This is a genomic window from Mesorhizobium sp. 113-3-9 (assembly GCF_016756515.1).
Lineage (GTDB): Bacteria > Pseudomonadota > Alphaproteobacteria > Rhizobiales > Rhizobiaceae > Mesorhizobium.
The window spans coordinates 5,354,759-5,371,168 of the sequence record NZ_AP023246.1; the positions used below are offsets into that span (position 1 = coordinate 5,354,759).

The following is a 16,410-nucleotide window of genomic DNA, read 5'->3' on the forward strand; positions in this document are numbered from 1 at the left end:
CCCCAAGCCCCTGCCAGGAGCTTAAAAATGGCTGCCAAAGACGTAAAATTCTCCCGTGATGCCCGCGAGCGCATGCTGCGCGGCGTCAACATCCTCGCCGACGCGGTGAAGGTGACCCTCGGCCCCAAGGGCCGCAACGTCGTCATCGACAAGTCGTTCGGCGCCCCGCGCATTACCAAGGACGGCGTCACCGTCGCCAAGGAAATCGAGCTTGAGGACAAGTTCGAGAACATGGGCGCGCAGATGGTCCGCGAAGTCGCTTCGAAGACCAATGACATCGCCGGCGACGGCACCACGACCGCGACCGTTCTGGCGCAGTCGATCGTCCAGGAAGGCCACAAGGCGGTTGCCGCCGGCATGAACCCGATGGACCTGAAGCGCGGTATCGATCTGGCCGTCACCGAAGTCGTCGCGGCTCTCGGCAAGGCTGCCAAGAAGATCAAGACCTCCGAGGAAGTTGCCCAGGTCGGCACGATCTCGGCCAATGGCGACGAGTCGGTCGGCAAGATGATCGCGGAAGCGATGCAGAAGGTCGGCAACGAAGGCGTCATCACCGTCGAGGAAGCCAAGACCGCCGAGACCGAACTCGAAGTCGTCGAAGGCATGCAGTTCGACCGCGGCTATCTCTCGCCCTACTTCGTCACCAACGCCGACAAGATGGTTGCCGATCTCGAGGACGCCTACATCCTGCTCCACGAGAAGAAGCTCTCCAACCTGCAGGCCATGCTGCCGGTTCTCGAAGCCGTCGTGCAGACCTCGAAGCCGCTGCTCATCATCTCGGAAGACGTCGAAGGCGAGGCTCTGGCCACGCTCGTCGTCAACAAGCTGCGTGGCGGCCTGAAGATCGCCGCCGTCAAGGCGCCGGGCTTCGGCGATCGCCGCAAGGCCATGCTGGAAGACATCGCCATCCTCACCGGTGGCCAGGTCATCTCGGAAGACCTCGGCATCAAGCTCGAGAATGTCGGCCTCAACATGCTCGGCCGCGCAAAGAAGGTGTCGATCTCCAAGGAGAACACCACCATCGTCGACGGCGCCGGCAAGAAGGCCGAGATCCAGGGCCGCGTTGCCCAGATCAAGCAGCAGATCGAAGAGACCACCTCGGACTACGACAAGGAGAAGCTGCAGGAACGTCTCGCCAAGCTGGCGGGCGGCGTTGCGGTGATCCGCGTCGGCGGTGCGACGGAAGTCGAAGTCAAGGAAAAGAAGGACCGCGTCGATGACGCCCTGAACGCGACCCGCGCGGCAGTGGAAGAAGGCATCGTCGCCGGCGGTGGCGTGGCCCTGCTGCGCGCTTCGGCCAACATCAAGGCCACCGGCGCCAATGCCGACCAGGCTGCTGGCATCAACATCGTGCGTCGCGCGCTGCAGGCTCCGGCCCGCCAGATCGCGTCGAACGCCGGTGCGGAAGCTTCGATCGTTGCCGGCAAGATCCTTGAGAACAAGGGCGCGACCTTCGGCTACAACGCCCAGTCGGGCGAGTATGGCGACATGATCGCGATGGGCATCGTCGACCCGGTCAAGGTCGTGCGCACCGCTCTCCAGGACGCGGCCTCGGTCGCCGGCCTGCTCGTCACCACCGAAGCCATGATCGCGGAGGCTCCGAAGAAGGAGTCGGCTGGCGGCGGCATGCCTGGCGGCATGGGCGGCGGCGGCATGGGCGGCATGGGCGGCATGGACTTCTAAGAAGTCCATAAAGCACGCCCATGAGCTAGCGTTGCTCAAGCCCGCAAGCGGGCTTGAGTGGCGGCATGGACTTCTAATCCAAGCCACTTGGCTTATGCATACGGAAAGGGCGGCAGCGATGCCGCCCTTTTTACTGTGCGGTTGGCCCGGCCGGCAATAGCTCTCTTATGCGGCGGTCTCTGCTTGCTGCGCCACCTCTCCAGCCAGCACCGCGCCTTCAATCAGCGCCGCCACCTCATCAGCGACCGCGTGTAACGGGGCGCGGTCGCGCGTGGCACGGGCGATCACCATAAGCCCTTCCAGCGACGATTCGACCAGCAATGCCAAAGCGTGGGCGCGGCGCTCGGGCACCCCTGCCCTGACGAAGGCCTCCCGCAGAAGGCCTATCCACTGCTCGAAGGCCGAGCGGCACAAATCCGCCAGCTCAGGCACGTCGGTCGGCGAGTCCAGCACCACCGGTGCGATCGGACAGCCAAGCGAAAACTGGTTGTCCTCCAGCATGCGCGCCACCGACTGGTAGATATGATGGACGGCCACCGCCGGATCCCTTTCAGCGGCCAGCGCCTCGCCCAGCCTCTCCGTCACCTTGGCGACACTGTCACGCGTCACTTCGATGACCAGCTGATCCTTGCCGCCGGGAAAATGGAAATAGAGCGAGCCGCGCGGCGCGCCGCTGGCGCTCAATATGTCGTTGAGCGAGGTGCCGTGATAGCCGCGCTTCCGGAGCAGCAGCGCCGTCGTGTCGAGTATGCGGGTGCGAGTGTCGTTCGCCATGTCAACCTCTGTCAGCAGCGGTCATTATAGGCCTTGCACCTAATATGACAATCGGTCTACATAATATGTAGATCAGTCTACATATTAGAGGAAGCCGACATGCGAACTTATCGTCTTGAAGGGTCCGGTGGCACCGAATGCCTGGTGATGCGCGACGGGGCGCAGCCGCGGCCGAACTCGCATGAGATCGTGGTGCGCGTTCACGCCACTTCGCTCAACCGGCGCGACACGATGATCCTCAACGGCACCTATCCGCTGACGCCGCGCCAGGGCGTCGTTCCGCTGAGCGACGGGGCCGGTGAAGTTGTCGCCATCGGCGATGCCGTCACCCGCTTTGCCGTCGGCGATCGCGTGACCGGCAGCTATTTCGCGCGCTGGATCGACGGCCGCATGCATCCGGGCGTGGTCGACCAGCTCGGCTGCACGCTGGACGGCATGCTAAGCGAATTCGCCCTGCTCGACGAGCAATGGGCGGTCCGCTTGCCCGATCATCTCGACTGGCATGAGGCAGCGACACTCACCTGCGCCGGGCTGACGGCCTGGAGCGCGTTGACGGGCGCGGAGACTCCAAGGCCCGGACAATGGGTTCTGACCATCGGCTCGGGCGGTGTCGCGCTTTTTGCCTTGCAGTTCGCCAAACTCATGGGCTGCCGTGTCGCCGCCATCACCTCGCGCACCGAGAAGGCCGACAGGCTCCGCGCGCTCGGCGCCGATCTCGTCATCGCCACCGCCAACGCGCCGCAATGGGGCATGAAACTGCGCGAGCAGACCGGCGGAATCGATCTGGTCGTCGAGACCGGCGGCCCGGCGACCTTTGGTCAATCGCTGATCGCCAGCACTCTCTACGGGCGTATCGTGCTGCTCACCGTGCAGGACCAGAAGGGCAGATCGGTGGAGATTCCAGCCGCCGTCTACCAACGCAGCCTTGCCACCATCGGCCGCGTGTTCGTGGGCAGCCGCAACGGGCTGGAAACGATGCTCGCCGCCGTCGCCGCGCATCGGCTGAAGCCGATCATCGACAGGATCTTCCCGTTCACCGATGCGCGCGAGGCCTACCGCCATTTCCGGCAGGGCGACGTCTTCGGCAAGGTCGTCATCGACGGCGCGTGACAGCAGCATTCCCCAAACCAGAGAGGAGTATCAGCCATGACAATCCGCGAAGCATCAGCCCAATGGCAGGGCACGCTAAAGGAAGGAGCCGGCCGGCTGCGGCTGGGCAGCGGCGTGTTCGAGGGCGCCTATTCCTTCCCCTCGCGTTTCGACAATGGTCCGGGCACCAATCCGGAGGAACTGATCGCGGCCGCGCACGCCGGCTGTTTCTCGATGGCGCTTGCCGCCGTCCTCGACAGCGAAGGCCGCACGCCCGGCAGCATCCATACGATCGCACAGGTGCATCTCCGCGCCACGACAGCCGGCCCGACCATCACCCGTATCGAACTGAAGACGCAGGCAAGCGTCGCCGGCCTGGCGGCTGAGGACTTCGAGCGGCTGGCGCAATCGGCCAAGGCGGGCTGCCTCGTCTCACGGGCGTTGGCCGGCGTCGCCACGATCTCGCTGAAGGCCGACCTCGTCGACGCCGCCATTGACCACGAAAGGAAGGAACCCATCCAATGACCAGGGAAGTCATCATCGACATCGCCACCGCAAAGCGCTCCAGCGAAACGGCCGAAATCATGCAGCGCTACAACGACGTGTTCCAGCGCCACGATCCGTCCGCGCTCCACGAACTGGTGGCGGAGGACTGCGTGATCGAGAACACCACGCCGGCGCCGGACGGTGCCCGTCGCGCCGGCAAGGCCGCCTGCGTCGAACTGTGGTCGGCGATCGCCACCGGGCCGGGCACGCGCTTCGACATCGAAGAGACTTTCGTCGCCGGCGACCGCGCGACCATCCGCTGGCGCTACTGGATGGCCGACGGCAACTCACTGCGCGGCGTCAACCTGATGCGCGTCGCGCACGGACGGATCGTCGAGGCGATGGGCTATGTGAAGGGGTAGAGCGTCGGGCCACCCCACAGAAGATTTCCTGCCGGCTTTGCATCAGGAACCGGATGACGACAAATACGGGAGAGCGGATCGGCTAAACCGCGCGGCTCCCCGCACCAGGCGTGCGACACGACAATTCGTGGCACGGCGCGATGGCGAAGATGCGCCGCCTTGCGCGCCTCCCTGCCATCAAGGAGAACGGCCGACTATTCCTCGGTCGGTTTCGTCAATAAAATCAGATACTTCCATCAATTCTCAGTGATCCTGCAAAAGCTGCCGGACAATATTTCTTAACACATTCGCCATTACTAAAGGGTGAGAGCAAGGCGAGTTTGCTCGAGCGTGTGGTGTCGGGTAACCAGCGATGCAATTTTTCCGGCGATTTTTGCGGAACCGCGACGGCAACATCCTGATCATCTCGGCACTGGTGATGCCGGTCCTGATCGGCATGGCCGCCCTGGTCACCGAATATGGCGCCGCGCTGGTCCAGCAGGCCGACAATCAGCGCGTTGCCGACCTGTCGGCCTATGCAGGCGCGCTCGCCTACAATGCCAACAAGTCCACCGACCAGATGACTGCCACAGCTGTCGGCGTCGCGGTGCTTAACGGCGTCGCCGCCGCCAATGTCCAGGTCAGCCTGGTTGCCTCCCCCAGGACAGCCGGCGTCAACGCCGTTTCGGTGTCGGTCAACACCTACAGGACCCTGTTCCTGGCCCGCATCCTGAACGATCGCCAGCAGTTGCAGATCTACGCCAATTCGGTGGCCGAGGTCGGCGCGCAACCACAGACGCCCGGATGCATGCTCGCGCTCGACGGCACGCAGACCGGCGTGACGCTGAGCGGCGGCACCTCGATCTCGGCGCCGAAATGCACCGTCTCTTCCAATAACACCGTGACCGTCCCTTGCGGCACCAGCATTTCGGCGATCGGCGTCAAGTATAATTCCGCCGCGGCTCCAAGCCAGCCCTGCAATGGCATCACCGGCCCAGGCGGGGCGGCTGCGGTGATCACCAAGAAATCGACCCCTGACCCGCTGGCCGGCAATGCCGCGGTCACGGCCGCCGTGGCCCGCTTTTCAACCGTGGCCGCCCTGTCGGCGACGACCGCCCCTTCCGCTCCGACCAATACGACCGGCACCAACATCGACTTCGCGTGGGACCAGACCGCGACAATGAACGCAGCTGCGGCCGCTGGCTGTACAGCGTCCTGGTCGCAGCCGACCTGGACGTTCAGCTGTGGCAGCAAGACGACCGTCAATCTGGGGACCGTCACTATCGGCGGCGGCATCAACCTGAATTTCGCCCTGAACGGTGCGGCAACGACCACCTACAATTTCGCCGGCGATTTCACCACCAGCGCCACGACGAGTTTCGGTCCCGGAATCTATAATTTCGCCAAGACCCTGACGACGGCGGGAACGACCACTTTCAAGGCCGGTACCTATAATTTCGGCAAGCAGGTGACCACCGCCGGGACCACCACCTTTGGCGCCGGCACTTTCAACTTCACCAAGGGTTTGACCACCGGCGGCGGTGCCACCACAACCTTTGGAGCCGGCACCTTCAAGATTGGCCGCAGCGACACCGCCTGCAGCGGCTCGGGGCAGGTCAGCATCTGCAATACCTCCACCTTGACCTTTGGCGGACCCAGCGTTTTCGAGCTGCCCGGCGGCTATACCAACACCGGCGGTTCGACACTCACCTTCGGCTCGGGCACGACCAATTCCTACAAGATCGGCCCCGGCAGCAACGGCGATGCCATCACGATCGGCGGCGGGTCCACGACCATCATGGCCGATGCGACCGGCGCGAGCAGCGTCTTCCAGGTCGTCGGCAATGTGAATGGCGGCGGCGGCGGCAGCTGCTTTGTCGTCAGCGCCGCGGCACAACACGACATCTCCGGCAACTTCATCGGCTCGGGCGCCATCCTGCTCGGCGCCGGCGTCTATACAGTGGACGGCTATTTCGCGCTTGGCGGCAATGGCGGCGGCAGCGCCAACTGCAACGGCAGCACGATCAGCGTCAGCGGCGCCAATGTTACGCTTGTGCTGTCAGGCAAGGCCAAGTCCAGTTCGGGAAGTTGCAACGGCTATGTCTTCTGCGTCGCCGCCGGCTACAGCAACATCGTGCTCACCGCACCGCAGGCTGGAGCAACGGCGAAGCTGGCGGTTATCGGTCCGACGGCGATCACAAACACCGGCGGCGCGACATTCGCCGAGGGCGGCTCCAACGCCCAGATATCAGGTGCATTCTACTTTCCCTATGGCCCGATCGTGATGAATGGCGGCTCGAGCGTGCTGGGATCGAAAACGGACTCGACCAAGTGCCTGCAGATGATCGGCTCGCGCATCACGCTATCGGGCGGGACCGCGGCCGCTTCGGAATGCATCGCCGCCCCGAGCACCGGCGCCAGCAGCAAGGTGAGCCTCGTGCAATGAGAAATCCGTCACGCCTCGGCCTCAGCCTGCTCGCCGGCGGGGCTCTTTCATTCACGGACTTCCTTCGGCGTCAGAAAGCAGGCGTGTCGGCGGTCGAGTTCGCGCTCGTCACTCCGGTGCTGCTCGTCATCCTGGCCGGAACCGTCGACATAGGCGGCTCACTGAAGGCCAAGTTCGAACTGAGCTCGGCGGTCTCGGCCGGTTCGAACTATGCGCTGCTCAATGGCGACAAGGTCAACTCTTCCGGCGGCAGCGCACTGGCCGGCAACATCGCCACGGTGGTGACGAGCGGCCTGAGCGGCAATGCCGGCAACATTCAGGTCGTCATCAACAACGGCCCGACGATTGCGTATGACGCCAGCACGTCCAAGGCGACCCAGAGCGGCACGGCAGCGAATGCGGACCTCTGCTACTGCCCGGGCAATTCCGGGACCGTCGCCTGGAGCACCCCGGTCGCATGCGCCAGCATCTGCAGTGCCGGCGGGATCGCCGGAAAATTCGTGACGATCGCGGCCAGCAAGCCCTACACGCCGCTTTTCGGCGGCTTCGGCATCGTCACCAACGGCAATATCACCGTCAACTCGGTGGTGCAGCCGCAATGAGCCGTTGCCGGTCGTTCCTCCGCGACAGATCCGGCGCCAACGCCGTCGAGTTCGCGCTGCTGTCGGTGCCGTTGCTGATGGTGTTGATGGGCACGTTCGAGTTCGGTCGCATGTACTGGGCGCAGCACGTGCTGAATGAAATCGCCGCCGCGGGGGCTCGTTGCGTCGGCGTGCTGCAGAGCGGATGCACGCAGAACGGCGCCTACAACGCCGCCAGCGCCATCAGCTATATCAGCAACAGGGCGGCAACCGACGGCATTGTCCTGAGCACGACCAACATCACCGTCAGCAACAATACCACCTGCTCGGGCCTGTCCGGCTTTTCGAGCGTCCAGGTCTCCTACACGTTCGCGACCGTGCTGCCGGCCTTCCTGACCTCGCTGGCGAATGGCCCCAACCTCAGCGCCAAGGCTTGCTTCCCAAATCAGGGTGCCTGATGCAGTTCGCCCATAAGCGATCTCGGTTTTGAGAGAGCGACACGCATCGAAACAAGGGCGTGGAGCTACCGATCGGCAAGTGCCAGCTTGGCGCCGAGCATGACAAAGGCGCCCGCGAACGTCCTGCGCATCCAGGTCAGCACCATCGGCCGCGACACGACATGACTGCGGATCGAGGCGGCGAAGATGCCGTAGCCGACGAAAACCACGAAGGTCAAAAGCATGAAGACGGAGCTGAGTTCCAGCATCTTCGACAGCGCGTTTGGCTCGGTGGTGCTGACGAACTGCGGCAGGAAGGCGAAGAAGAAGATCGACAGTTTCGGATTGAGCACGTTGACGAGGATGCCGGTGGCTATCACCTTGCCGGCCGAGCGCGGCGCGACATTGTCCTCGACGCTCAAGCCGCCCTTCTCCTTCAGCGTGTTCCAGGCCATGTAGAGGAGATAGGCGACGCCGAGATATTTCAGCGTCTCGAAAGCAACCGCGCTGGTGTGCAGCAGTGCCGCAAGGCCGGTGATGGCGGCCGCCATGTGCGGGATGATGCCGAGCGTGCAGCCGAAGGCCGCAATGATCGAGGCCCGCGCACCGCGCGAAAGTCCGGCGCTCAGCGTGTAGAGAACGCCGGTGCCGGGCGAAGCCACGACGATCAGCGACGTCAACAGGAATTCGATGCTCACGACGGTTCCTCCACGGCCCTGCCCGGCCGGGAAGGTACCGGGCCAACGGGCGCCGCACAAGCGCAACGCAATCTTCCCCCTCGAGGGGGAGATGTCGCCGAAGGCGACAGAGGGGGGTCACCGCGCGCGGAACGCCCACCTCCTTCTTGTCACGAAGAACGTCGAGCCCGGTCGTACGCCCCTCTGGCCGCTTTCGCGGCTATCTCCCCCCTCAAGGGGACAGATTGGTCAGCGACATCCCGTGCGCGGCTCTTGCCATCAGGCATTCCGCGTCGCCAGGCATGCAGGCGCGACAGACATCCGGACGCAGTTCGTAGATGCCGCATGCGGTCGCCTTGCCGATTTCGCCCGACAAGGCCGAACAGCGCACGCCCTCGCAGCGCATGCCCGACAGGTCGGCGGCTACATATTTCTCAGGGATGCGGTCGAGCTGCGCGTCATCCTCGGTCGAGAAGCGCGGCCATTCGGCTGAATAGGAACAGCACGCGCCGCAGCTCTGACAGTCGAAGGCAGAAGCGGTGTCACGTTGCGACGACGAAAGGCTTGCGGCAGCTACCAGGGCGAGCAGCCCTGGCGTGGCAGAATTGCGATCGGCGTCCTGCGGCAAGGCGCTATTTCTTCTTAGCCGTCTTGCGCGCCGGCGCTTCAACGGGCGACTTGAACAGATCGGTCGCGGCGTCGGCAGCTTCGCTGGCCTTCGCGGCAACCGGCTTGGCTGGCTTTGCAGCGGGAGCCGGCGTTGCCGGCTGGTCCTTGGCGGAGAATTTAATGGCCATGTCAGTCCTCGTCGGCGAAACGCGATGATGGTGCGCGCGGATTGCGCAAGCGGCCGATCAGCGCCGAAACCGCCGTGATGTTCATTTCCTCGGGCGACCAGTTCCTGGCTTCCGCGATGTGATGCGGCGCCAGTTCACGATGCGTGCTGCCGCTATAGGCGGCATCCTGGTAGGTCACCCGCTCCTGGGTCTTTTTGTCCTCGCGGACATATTCGATCAGGTAGTTCGGGGCTTCGGCACGGCCACGCACGCCAACGCGCACCTGGGCATCGCCGTGGGCGCGCTTGCAGCGTTCGAGTTTTTCCAGCACGCGCCGGACGTATTCGACCGGCTTGTCCAGGGTTTCGACCATGTCGGCAATGGTCGCATCGGCCGCGATCGGCGTCTGTGGTACGCGCTTGGTGGCCATCAGCGTTTTCCGGCTCGTTTCGGCTGCACCGCAAGTGCTGCCGCCGCCGCCATCTCGTCGGCTTCCTTTTCCAGGCGCAGTTCGCGCAAACGGGCGGTCTTGGCTTCCCGCGCCTCGCTTACGGCATCGCGCTCGGATATAATGCGGTTGAGCGACATTGACTGGGTTTGCGTCCTGCTGAACAGCGACGCCGCCGGATCGGCGGTCTTCGAATGGGCGGTCAAAATCTTTCTCCTGTCAGGAGCCTGGTGCCGATAGGACGAGACCGGCTCTTCGGTCAGGACCACGCACGAAGCAACACGGCATTGGGGCAATAGGGCAGCGGATTCAAATTGCTGAGGCGTTCCTTAGCACGTTCAGCCCGACGCGCAGCGCATTTTCGGCGGCAACAAGCGTAAAATGAAAAAGGCCAGGCACCGCCTGACCTCCGTAGGAGTACCGCACATCCAGATGGATGCACAGGAACACTCCGTTCATGCGCATGATGTGCCTTGGAAACTCAGGTTTCCGAGGCCATGCGCCCGAATTCGCCCATCACCGGTGCCAGTACATCCGTGGTCACCGGGAGGGCTGAATTCTTTCTTCAGGCCGCCTTCAACTGGTCGGCGGACATCTTGCCCGACTTGTTGTCGCGGACCATCTCGTAGCCGAGCTTCTGGCCCTCGACGATGTCGCGCATGCCGGCGCGCTCTACGGCCGAGATGTGGACGAAAACGTCGGCCGAGCCGTCGTCAGGCTGAATAAAACCAAAACCTTTGGTGGCGTTGAACCATTTAACTGTGCCGGTGCTCATAAACGAACCCTTTCCATGGCAAATATTCGTTAATCGCGGTGCGAATGCACAACGATTTTTGTCTCGATTTTTGATGGGGAAGTTCGTCAAAGGCGCGCATGCGTGCGCGGATAACAAAAGTCAGTCAAACAAATATCGACATATTTCTTGTAGGCTTCTTTTGCCGTTGAGTCAATTTCTGGTTTTCCATCGGCCTGAATTCAATCTATGGTTGCTTTGACATGAGCCCTCAACTGGCGAAACGGCCGAAAGACAAGGTCAAAACACGCACCACACCGCCACCAACTTGTATGTGCCAGGAGGCCGAAGCCGGGCCGCGAGCCTGGCTATATAATGGCGCTGATCAGCGGCAGGATCTCGTAGTGGAAACCGCGGCCGGAACGCGACACTGGATCGCCATCGATCACGGCCCTTGCCTCGGCTTCGCTCCCGACACGCAGGATCAATAGGCCCCAGGGGCCGGCCGGGTCGGCGACCGGGCCAGCCACGATCATGCTACCCTCGCGAAGCTTGCCGCGCAGGTAGTCGGCATGCCGCCCCATCAGTTCCTTTTCTTCCTCGGTCATTGTGAAGGCGAAATCCGGTCGAGGCGGGATCAGCCGGCAATGAAATATCAATGGCGCTGTGGGCGGTCCGTCGTTGCTGGCCATCGGCCCTTCTCCAAAACCCCGTCAATCGGCCATCGGTATTCCGCCTCGATTGACCTATTCGTCCGGCCCCGGTTCCGGCCAGGGCTCCTTCGCCGCTTCCGCGTACCAGTGCCGCATCGCCGGCGTGGCCAGCACGGCGTCGACATAGGCCCTGGTGTCGGGCGCGAGTTCGCCGCCATAGGTGTCGAAGCGGGTGACGACCGGCGCGTACATGGCATCGGCCGCGGTGAAATGGCCGAACAGGAAGGGGCCGCCCTTGCCGTATTTTTCGCGACACGCGCGCCAGATGGCCTCGATGCGAGCGCGCTGCACTTCGCCTTCGGCGTCGAGCGGCTTGTGGCCCTTGGGCCGGCGCAGATTCATCGGCCAGCCATAACGGACCTCGCGAAAGCCGGAATGCATTTCGGTGGCCACCGAGCGGGCCAAGGCCCGGGCGCCGATATCGTCGGGCCAGAGCCCTCTGTCCGGAAACAGGTCGGCAAGATATTCAAGGATGGCAAGGGTTTCCCAGACGACCCTGCCCCCGCCCTGCGACGGCTTGTGATCCAAGACGGGTACCTGTCCGGTCGGCGAAACCTTGGCAAGATTGGCAAAGGTCTCGGGCGTCCGCAGGCGCACGAAGCTTTCCTCGAACGGGATCTCCAGATGCTTCATCGCCACCCATGGCCTGAGCGACCAGGAGGAGAAACATTTGTTGCCGATGTAGAGCGTGAATTCAGCCAAGGCGATTTCCCCCAAATTTTCGTCACACTAGAGCAATTCCAGGAAAAGTGTGTAGCGGTTTTGCCGGGAAAAGCGCGTAGCGCTTTCCCTTGGGAATTGAGTCCAAACAAAGAGTTAGGGCAGTTCGGTGTTTCCGTGAAACGATGAACTGTTCCAGCCACGCAACGCAATGGCAGCAAAGCGTTTCGGCCGCCTTGCAGCTTTCACCCGGCGATGAACTCAGTTTGCCTGTGCAGCCAATTGCGCCCCAGGAGAAACACCGGCGCGGGCGCGGATCGCGGCGACCGCGCTGGCAATATCGGCATTGACGCGCAGCGCCTCGCGTCCGGCTTCTATGGTGAGGTCGACCTCTTCGACCGGCAGCTTCAGCCGGGTCGGTATGGCGTTGAGCCTGATTTGCACCGCCGGATCGAGGTCGGCGAAAGACAGGTGCTGCACCACGAGCCGGACGTCGCGGCAATTCCAGCCGCCCGTCGAGCCTCGATAGGCGGCCACCGTCGGGGTCGGCAAGGCGCAGCGGTAGCGCACCAACTCCTCCTTCCACTGCGAGACGGCCAGGGTCAGGGCATCGAATTCGTCGCGCACCGAGGAAGAAAGCGTGGTGCTGGTCACGGCGTCGAGCAGTTCCGAGGCCTTTGGCCCATGGAGTGATTTCGCCCAACTCACATCCCTGTTGCTGCCCGCATCGGCGACGATGAAGATCAGCGTCGTCAGGCGAACGGCCGCCGAAGGCGACAGCGGCCCGTAGGGCGTGCCGGCGGCCGAGCGCTCGAGCGAAAAGCCGGTGACGCCGATATTGTCGGTCAAGCCGCCGTCGAGCAGCTTCACATAATCGAGCGGATCGGCGTTCTGGTAGGAATCGAGCGCGCTGGCGTAGGCCTTCAGCCTGAGCGAGGCGTTGCGGTCGGCAAGCGCCCGGCTCAGCCACAATGGCTTGCGGTAACCGCAATCCGGCTTGGTGGCGGCGACCACGATCGGGGCGAAGACGATGGGCACGGCGGCGGAGGCGGCAACCGCATCGGCCAGCCGCACCTTGTCGAGGTCACTGCACAGAGCCGCGAAGGTGTCGTAGGTGAACATGAACGGCGTGCGGTTGTAGATATCGGACGCGTTAACCCAGACGATCGGCCGGTCCGGCTTGCGGAACGCCTCGAAGGTCGCGCCGTCGAAAAGATGGTCGTTCAGCCATTTGGCGAAGCCGCTGCGGTCATTGACGCCGCCATAATAGGCGCGCACGAGATTGAGCGGCGACACCGATGTCCTGAGATCGGCTTCCGCGTCCTGGATCAGGAAACGCTTGCGAAAATCCTGGTAGCCGTCCTTGCCCTTGTAGCCGAAATAAGCCGCCGCGATGGCGCCGCCGGACGCGCCGGAAATCATCCTGATGTCGTCGACCAGCGTGCGGCGGTACGGCCGCTCGTCGATGACGATGTCGTCCAGGGCCTGCAGCACGCCATAGGAGAAGGCAGCCGCCCTGGTGCCCCCGCCGGAAAAGGCGAGGCCGACCACGGTCGAACCATCGTCACCCGGATCGGGGATGAAGGTCGGTGAAGGGTGGCCTGCTTCGGATGTCAGGACGTTGATCGGTCCGACATCGTCGGCGATGCAACCTGCCGTCAGCACGCAGACAGCGACCGCCAAGGCAAGGCGAAACAGAAAACGCATAGAACTCCCCCGGCCACCCGTAGGCTGGTCCCGCGCAGACCCTAGCCGCATTGCCTCGCCAGAGGCAACCAGTTGTCTGGCGGCACCCTGCAGCCTGCGGAACCTAAGCAAGGCTGGACCGTTTGCCTTTCGCGAGTGAAAATCCCGAAATCCCAGGAGATGCGAAATGGTGAACAAGGATCAGGTCGCCGGCGTGGCCAAGCAGGTCAAGGGCTCCATCAAGCAAGCAGCCGGCAAGGCCACCGGCAACCGGCGGACCCAGGCCGAAGGCATGGCCGACAAGGTCGCGGGCAAGGTGCAGAGGGCCTATGGCGACGTGAAGGACAAGGTCAGGAAGGCGTTCTGATCCAGCATCGGGAAGATCGGAAAAGGCGGCTGCCCGAGGCCGCCTTTTTCATGTGCTCCAGCCCTTGCTGAAAGCGTTGGTGAAAGCGATCTCGCCGTGGTCGTCGGTCGCCTCGCCCAGCACCACGTCCATGCCGTCGCTGGTCACCCTGGCCAGAGCGAAACCTCCCATATAGGCAGCCTTCGGCTTGAACAGGTCGAGCCCGTCACGACGGTAGATCAGCGAGGTTTCGTGCTGATGGCCGTGGAAGACGGCAATGACATTGTAACCCTTCAGCGCCGCCACCAGCGCCTGCCTGTCGGCCTCGCCCCACCAGTGCGGCGCACCGGCGCCGCCATCGTCATAGGTCCGCTTGGCGGGATCCCACCGCTCCGTCGAAAATGTGTCCCAGCCATAGTGCTGGAACAGGATGACAGGACGGCCATCCGACGCATAGGTCGCCAGGTCCTGCTTGAGCCATGGCAGGCTCGAATCGGCGCCATGGCCGGTATCGCCGGCGAAACGATGCGTCTGGACGAGATGCAGGCCACCCCAATCCCATGAATAGCAGTCGGTCTCGACATCGTAGTCGGTGGCCGGCACGGGCGGCTTGAAGAACACGCCGGCGCGATGGTTGACTTCGACATAGTCACGCAGTTCGCGCCGGTACCAGTCGACATGATGCGGCGGGCCGTTCTGGTCGAGATCGTGGTTGCCAAGCCCGATATAGACCGGCATGTGGACGCGATCCGGGCCGACGCCCTGGCTGTAGCGCTGGCTGAATTGAAGCAGCTGCGTACCCTCGCTCGGCTGGGTGATCTGGCCGCCGCCGTCGTCGGTGATGTCACCGCCGATGACAAGGCCGAGCGGCATGCCGATCCGGCGGCCCGCTGAACGCAACCGGGTGGCGACGCCATTGATCTCGGCAGGCCAGTCCTTGTCGCCGATGGCATTCAGTGCCGCCACATTGCGCAGCAGTGCGGCATCGGTCTTGCCCTCTTGCTGGCAGTTGGGACTCAAGCCACTCGCCATGCGGCAGGCATGGATATCGGCGATGAACAGGAAGGTGGCGTCGATGGGCTGGATGCGCTGCCCTGTCTGGCTGAACGCCGGGCGTGAAACCGCACCAGCCGTGGCAAGACCGGCGGCCTGCATCAGAAAGCTGCGTCGTGAAAGCAATTTTGGCCGCCGGTGATTCATCATCGGCGGAATTTCAGCACAAGCGGCGTCCGTCCGTCCAGTTTCGGCGATGTCGTCAGTCGATGTGCGTGCCCCTGACGCATGAGTGGAAATTGAAATGAAGCGCAGGAAGCGTTTGAACTAGTCTGATCAAAAGCGGCTTGGACGGAAGTTCGCAAGCAGCGGATGCTCAGTGCCGCTGGCGATCTCGCCGGCGAGCAGTTCGCCCGCAATCAGGCCAAGCGTTGCGCCGCTGTGGCTGAAGGCGACGTAATATCCCTGAATGTCCTTCAGTTGGCCGAAGACCGGCTCGCCGTCGCCGGGGATCGGCTTGGGGCCGACGCCGTAGCTTTCCAGTTCCAGTTTCGGATGGCCTTCGAGAACCTTCGAGGCTTCATCGAGAAGCCCCTGGACGGTCGAACCCTTCACGCCATAGGTGCCGTCGGAATTGACGGTCACCTCTTCTTCCGACCAGGCGGAATCGAGCACGAGGGCTCCGTCCGGCGTCGGGCGGATGGCGACGCGCGGTGTGTTGAGCACGGCCCGGAGGGGCAAGTCGACCGACCTGGTCCTGACCAGCAGCGCGATCGGCGTTCCGTCGGCGATATGCTTGCCGGTGACCGCAACCATTCGCGGCACGTCGCCGCCGGTCGCCAGCAGTACCGCATCGGCAGCGAAGCTGGCGCCGCTTGTCGTGGTGACGCCAGTGGCGCGGCCGTCGATGACCGTGACCGCGGCGCTTCCGGCGTCGGTGACCAGCTGCCCGCCGCGCTGCAGGAATTCCGCGATCAATATCTCGATCAGCGACGGCAGGTCGACCCAACCCTCGCCCGGATTGAAGATCGCGCCTTGAGGCGTGACGGCGCTTGCAGCGATGCCGGGCGTGGCTGAAGCTATCGCGCCCGCGGACAGATGTTGCGCGTCATAGCCGAGGCCCTTTTCATGGGCGAAGACATCCGCGATCTCGTTCGAGGCGTCATCGGCATCCCATGTCAGGCCGCCGTCAAAGCGCAGCCAGGCAGCATCCGGATATCTTGCCGACAGCGTGCGGTAGCGGTCGATACCGATCATGCGCAGGCGATGATACTCCGCCGATCGCCTGCGCGCGGAATTCAGCCAGGCGAGCGAGCGGCCGGAAGCTCCCTTGGCGAGCGGTCCATCATTGACCAGAACGGTTTCGATCCCGAGCCTCGCAAGATGAACGGCCGAGGAGACACCGAAAATGCCGCCCCCGACAACAACGACCTTTGAGACCGAACGTGATGTAGCCATGGGATATTCTTTCACTGGTGGAG

At 63.5% G+C, this 16,410-nt stretch carries 20 protein-coding genes; 8 read left to right on the forward strand and 12 right to left on the reverse strand.

Features of this window, described 5'->3' with window-relative positions; genetic code table 11:
* The first annotated feature begins 27 nt into the window (after window positions 1–27).
* Window positions 28–1,683: a chaperonin GroEL gene (groL, locus tag MesoLj_RS26260; protein WP_065004977.1), complete on the forward strand. Its 1,656-nt coding sequence runs from the start codon at window positions 28–30 to the stop codon at window positions 1,681–1,683.
* A 165-nt stretch (window positions 1,684–1,848) separates the two neighbouring features.
* Here the strand turns inward: groL and MesoLj_RS26265 are convergent, their stop codons facing one another.
* Window positions 1,849–2,457 (reverse strand): TetR/AcrR family transcriptional regulator, encoded by a 609-nt coding sequence (locus MesoLj_RS26265; protein WP_202323078.1) that lies wholly within the window; start codon window positions 2,455–2,457, stop codon window positions 1,849–1,851.
* Window positions 2,458–2,556: 99 nt separating this feature from the next.
* Here MesoLj_RS26265 and MesoLj_RS26270 point away from each other — a divergent pair, with 99 nt between their 5' ends.
* The 6 genes from MesoLj_RS26270 (at window position 2,557) to MesoLj_RS26295 (ending at window position 7,918) form a co-directional block, all read left to right on the forward strand.
* A complete protein-coding gene (locus tag MesoLj_RS26270) occupies window positions 2,557–3,567 on the forward strand; it encodes a zinc-dependent alcohol dehydrogenase family protein (RefSeq protein WP_202323079.1) in 1,011 nt (336 codons plus the stop codon).
* A gap of 36 nt (window positions 3,568–3,603) precedes the next feature.
* On the forward strand, window positions 3,604–4,071 hold the full coding sequence (locus MesoLj_RS26275) for an OsmC family protein (protein WP_140768200.1): 468 nt from the start codon (window positions 3,604–3,606) through the stop codon (window positions 4,069–4,071).
* Window positions 4,068–4,454 carry a nuclear transport factor 2 family protein gene (locus MesoLj_RS26280; RefSeq protein ID WP_202323080.1) on the forward strand — a complete coding sequence of 129 codons (387 nt, stop codon included), beginning with the start codon at window positions 4,068–4,070 and terminating at the stop codon, window positions 4,452–4,454. The genes MesoLj_RS26275 and MesoLj_RS26280 overlap by 4 nt, the downstream gene beginning before the upstream one ends.
* A 352-nt stretch (window positions 4,455–4,806) precedes the next feature.
* Window positions 4,807–6,879 (forward strand): TadE/TadG family type IV pilus assembly protein, encoded by a 2,073-nt coding sequence (locus tag MesoLj_RS26285; protein ID WP_244735168.1) that lies wholly within the window; start codon window positions 4,807–4,809, stop codon window positions 6,877–6,879.
* Window positions 6,876–7,481: a TadE/TadG family type IV pilus assembly protein gene (locus MesoLj_RS26290; RefSeq protein WP_202323081.1), complete on the forward strand. Its 606-nt coding sequence runs from the start codon at window positions 6,876–6,878 to the stop codon at window positions 7,479–7,481. The genes MesoLj_RS26285 and MesoLj_RS26290 overlap by 4 nt, the downstream gene beginning before the upstream one ends.
* A complete protein-coding gene (locus tag MesoLj_RS26295; protein WP_140768207.1) occupies window positions 7,478–7,918 on the forward strand; it encodes a TadE/TadG family type IV pilus assembly protein in 441 nt (146 codons plus the stop codon). The genes MesoLj_RS26290 and MesoLj_RS26295 overlap by 4 nt, the downstream gene beginning before the upstream one ends.
* A 65-nt stretch (window positions 7,919–7,983) precedes the next feature.
* On the opposite strand, the gene MesoLj_RS26300 is transcribed toward MesoLj_RS26295, so the two are convergent.
* From MesoLj_RS26300 to MesoLj_RS26340, 9 genes are all read right to left on the reverse strand, one after another.
* Complete coding sequence (locus tag MesoLj_RS26300; protein ID WP_023766446.1) at window positions 7,984–8,595, reverse strand: LysE family translocator; 612 nt, start codon at window positions 8,593–8,595, stop codon at window positions 7,984–7,986.
* A gap of 211 nt (window positions 8,596–8,806) precedes the next feature.
* Window positions 8,807–9,202: a YkgJ family cysteine cluster protein gene (locus MesoLj_RS26305; protein ID WP_244735169.1), complete on the reverse strand. Its 396-nt coding sequence runs from the start codon at window positions 9,200–9,202 to the stop codon at window positions 8,807–8,809.
* A gap of 4 nt (window positions 9,203–9,206) precedes the next feature.
* A complete protein-coding gene (locus MesoLj_RS26310; protein ID WP_202323082.1) occupies window positions 9,207–9,371 on the reverse strand; it encodes a hypothetical protein in 165 nt (54 codons plus the stop codon).
* Window position 9,372: 1 nt separating this feature from the next.
* Complete coding sequence (locus MesoLj_RS26315; RefSeq protein ID WP_140768211.1) at window positions 9,373–9,780, reverse strand: hypothetical protein; 408 nt, start codon at window positions 9,778–9,780, stop codon at window positions 9,373–9,375.
* Entirely contained in the window at window positions 9,780–10,004 is a 225-nt protein-coding gene (locus MesoLj_RS26320; RefSeq protein WP_140768213.1) for a hypothetical protein, read from the reverse strand. Before MesoLj_RS26320 ends, MesoLj_RS26315 begins: the two co-directional genes overlap by 1 nt.
* A gap of 359 nt (window positions 10,005–10,363) precedes the next feature.
* On the reverse strand, window positions 10,364–10,573 hold the full coding sequence (locus tag MesoLj_RS26325) for a cold-shock protein (protein ID WP_010915421.1): 210 nt from the start codon (window positions 10,571–10,573) through the stop codon (window positions 10,364–10,366).
* A gap of 326 nt (window positions 10,574–10,899) precedes the next feature.
* Window positions 10,900–11,223 (reverse strand): YciI family protein, encoded by a 324-nt coding sequence (locus MesoLj_RS26330; RefSeq protein ID WP_202323083.1) that lies wholly within the window; start codon window positions 11,221–11,223, stop codon window positions 10,900–10,902.
* Between the two features lie 54 nt (window positions 11,224–11,277).
* A complete protein-coding gene (locus MesoLj_RS26335; RefSeq protein ID WP_202323084.1) occupies window positions 11,278–11,946 on the reverse strand; it encodes a glutathione S-transferase family protein in 669 nt (222 codons plus the stop codon).
* 219 nt (window positions 11,947–12,165) lie between these two features.
* On the reverse strand, window positions 12,166–13,611 hold the full coding sequence (locus tag MesoLj_RS26340) for a patatin-like phospholipase family protein (RefSeq protein ID WP_202323085.1): 1,446 nt from the start codon (window positions 13,609–13,611) through the stop codon (window positions 12,166–12,168).
* A 166-nt stretch (window positions 13,612–13,777) separates the two neighbouring features.
* Between MesoLj_RS26340 and MesoLj_RS26345 the strand changes: the two genes are divergently transcribed.
* Complete coding sequence (locus MesoLj_RS26345; protein ID WP_140768220.1) at window positions 13,778–13,957, forward strand: CsbD family protein; 180 nt, start codon at window positions 13,778–13,780, stop codon at window positions 13,955–13,957.
* A 48-nt stretch (window positions 13,958–14,005) separates the two neighbouring features.
* On the opposite strand, the gene MesoLj_RS26350 is transcribed toward MesoLj_RS26345, so the two are convergent.
* Together MesoLj_RS26350 and MesoLj_RS26355 are read right to left on the reverse strand one after the other, a co-directional pair.
* Window positions 14,006–15,139 (reverse strand): metallophosphoesterase, encoded by a 1,134-nt coding sequence (locus MesoLj_RS26350; RefSeq protein WP_202323086.1) that lies wholly within the window; start codon window positions 15,137–15,139, stop codon window positions 14,006–14,008.
* Between the two features lie 126 nt (window positions 15,140–15,265).
* Complete coding sequence (locus MesoLj_RS26355) at window positions 15,266–16,387, reverse strand: NAD(P)/FAD-dependent oxidoreductase (protein ID WP_202323087.1); 1,122 nt, start codon at window positions 16,385–16,387, stop codon at window positions 15,266–15,268.
* Window positions 16,388–16,410 lie beyond the last annotated feature (23 nt).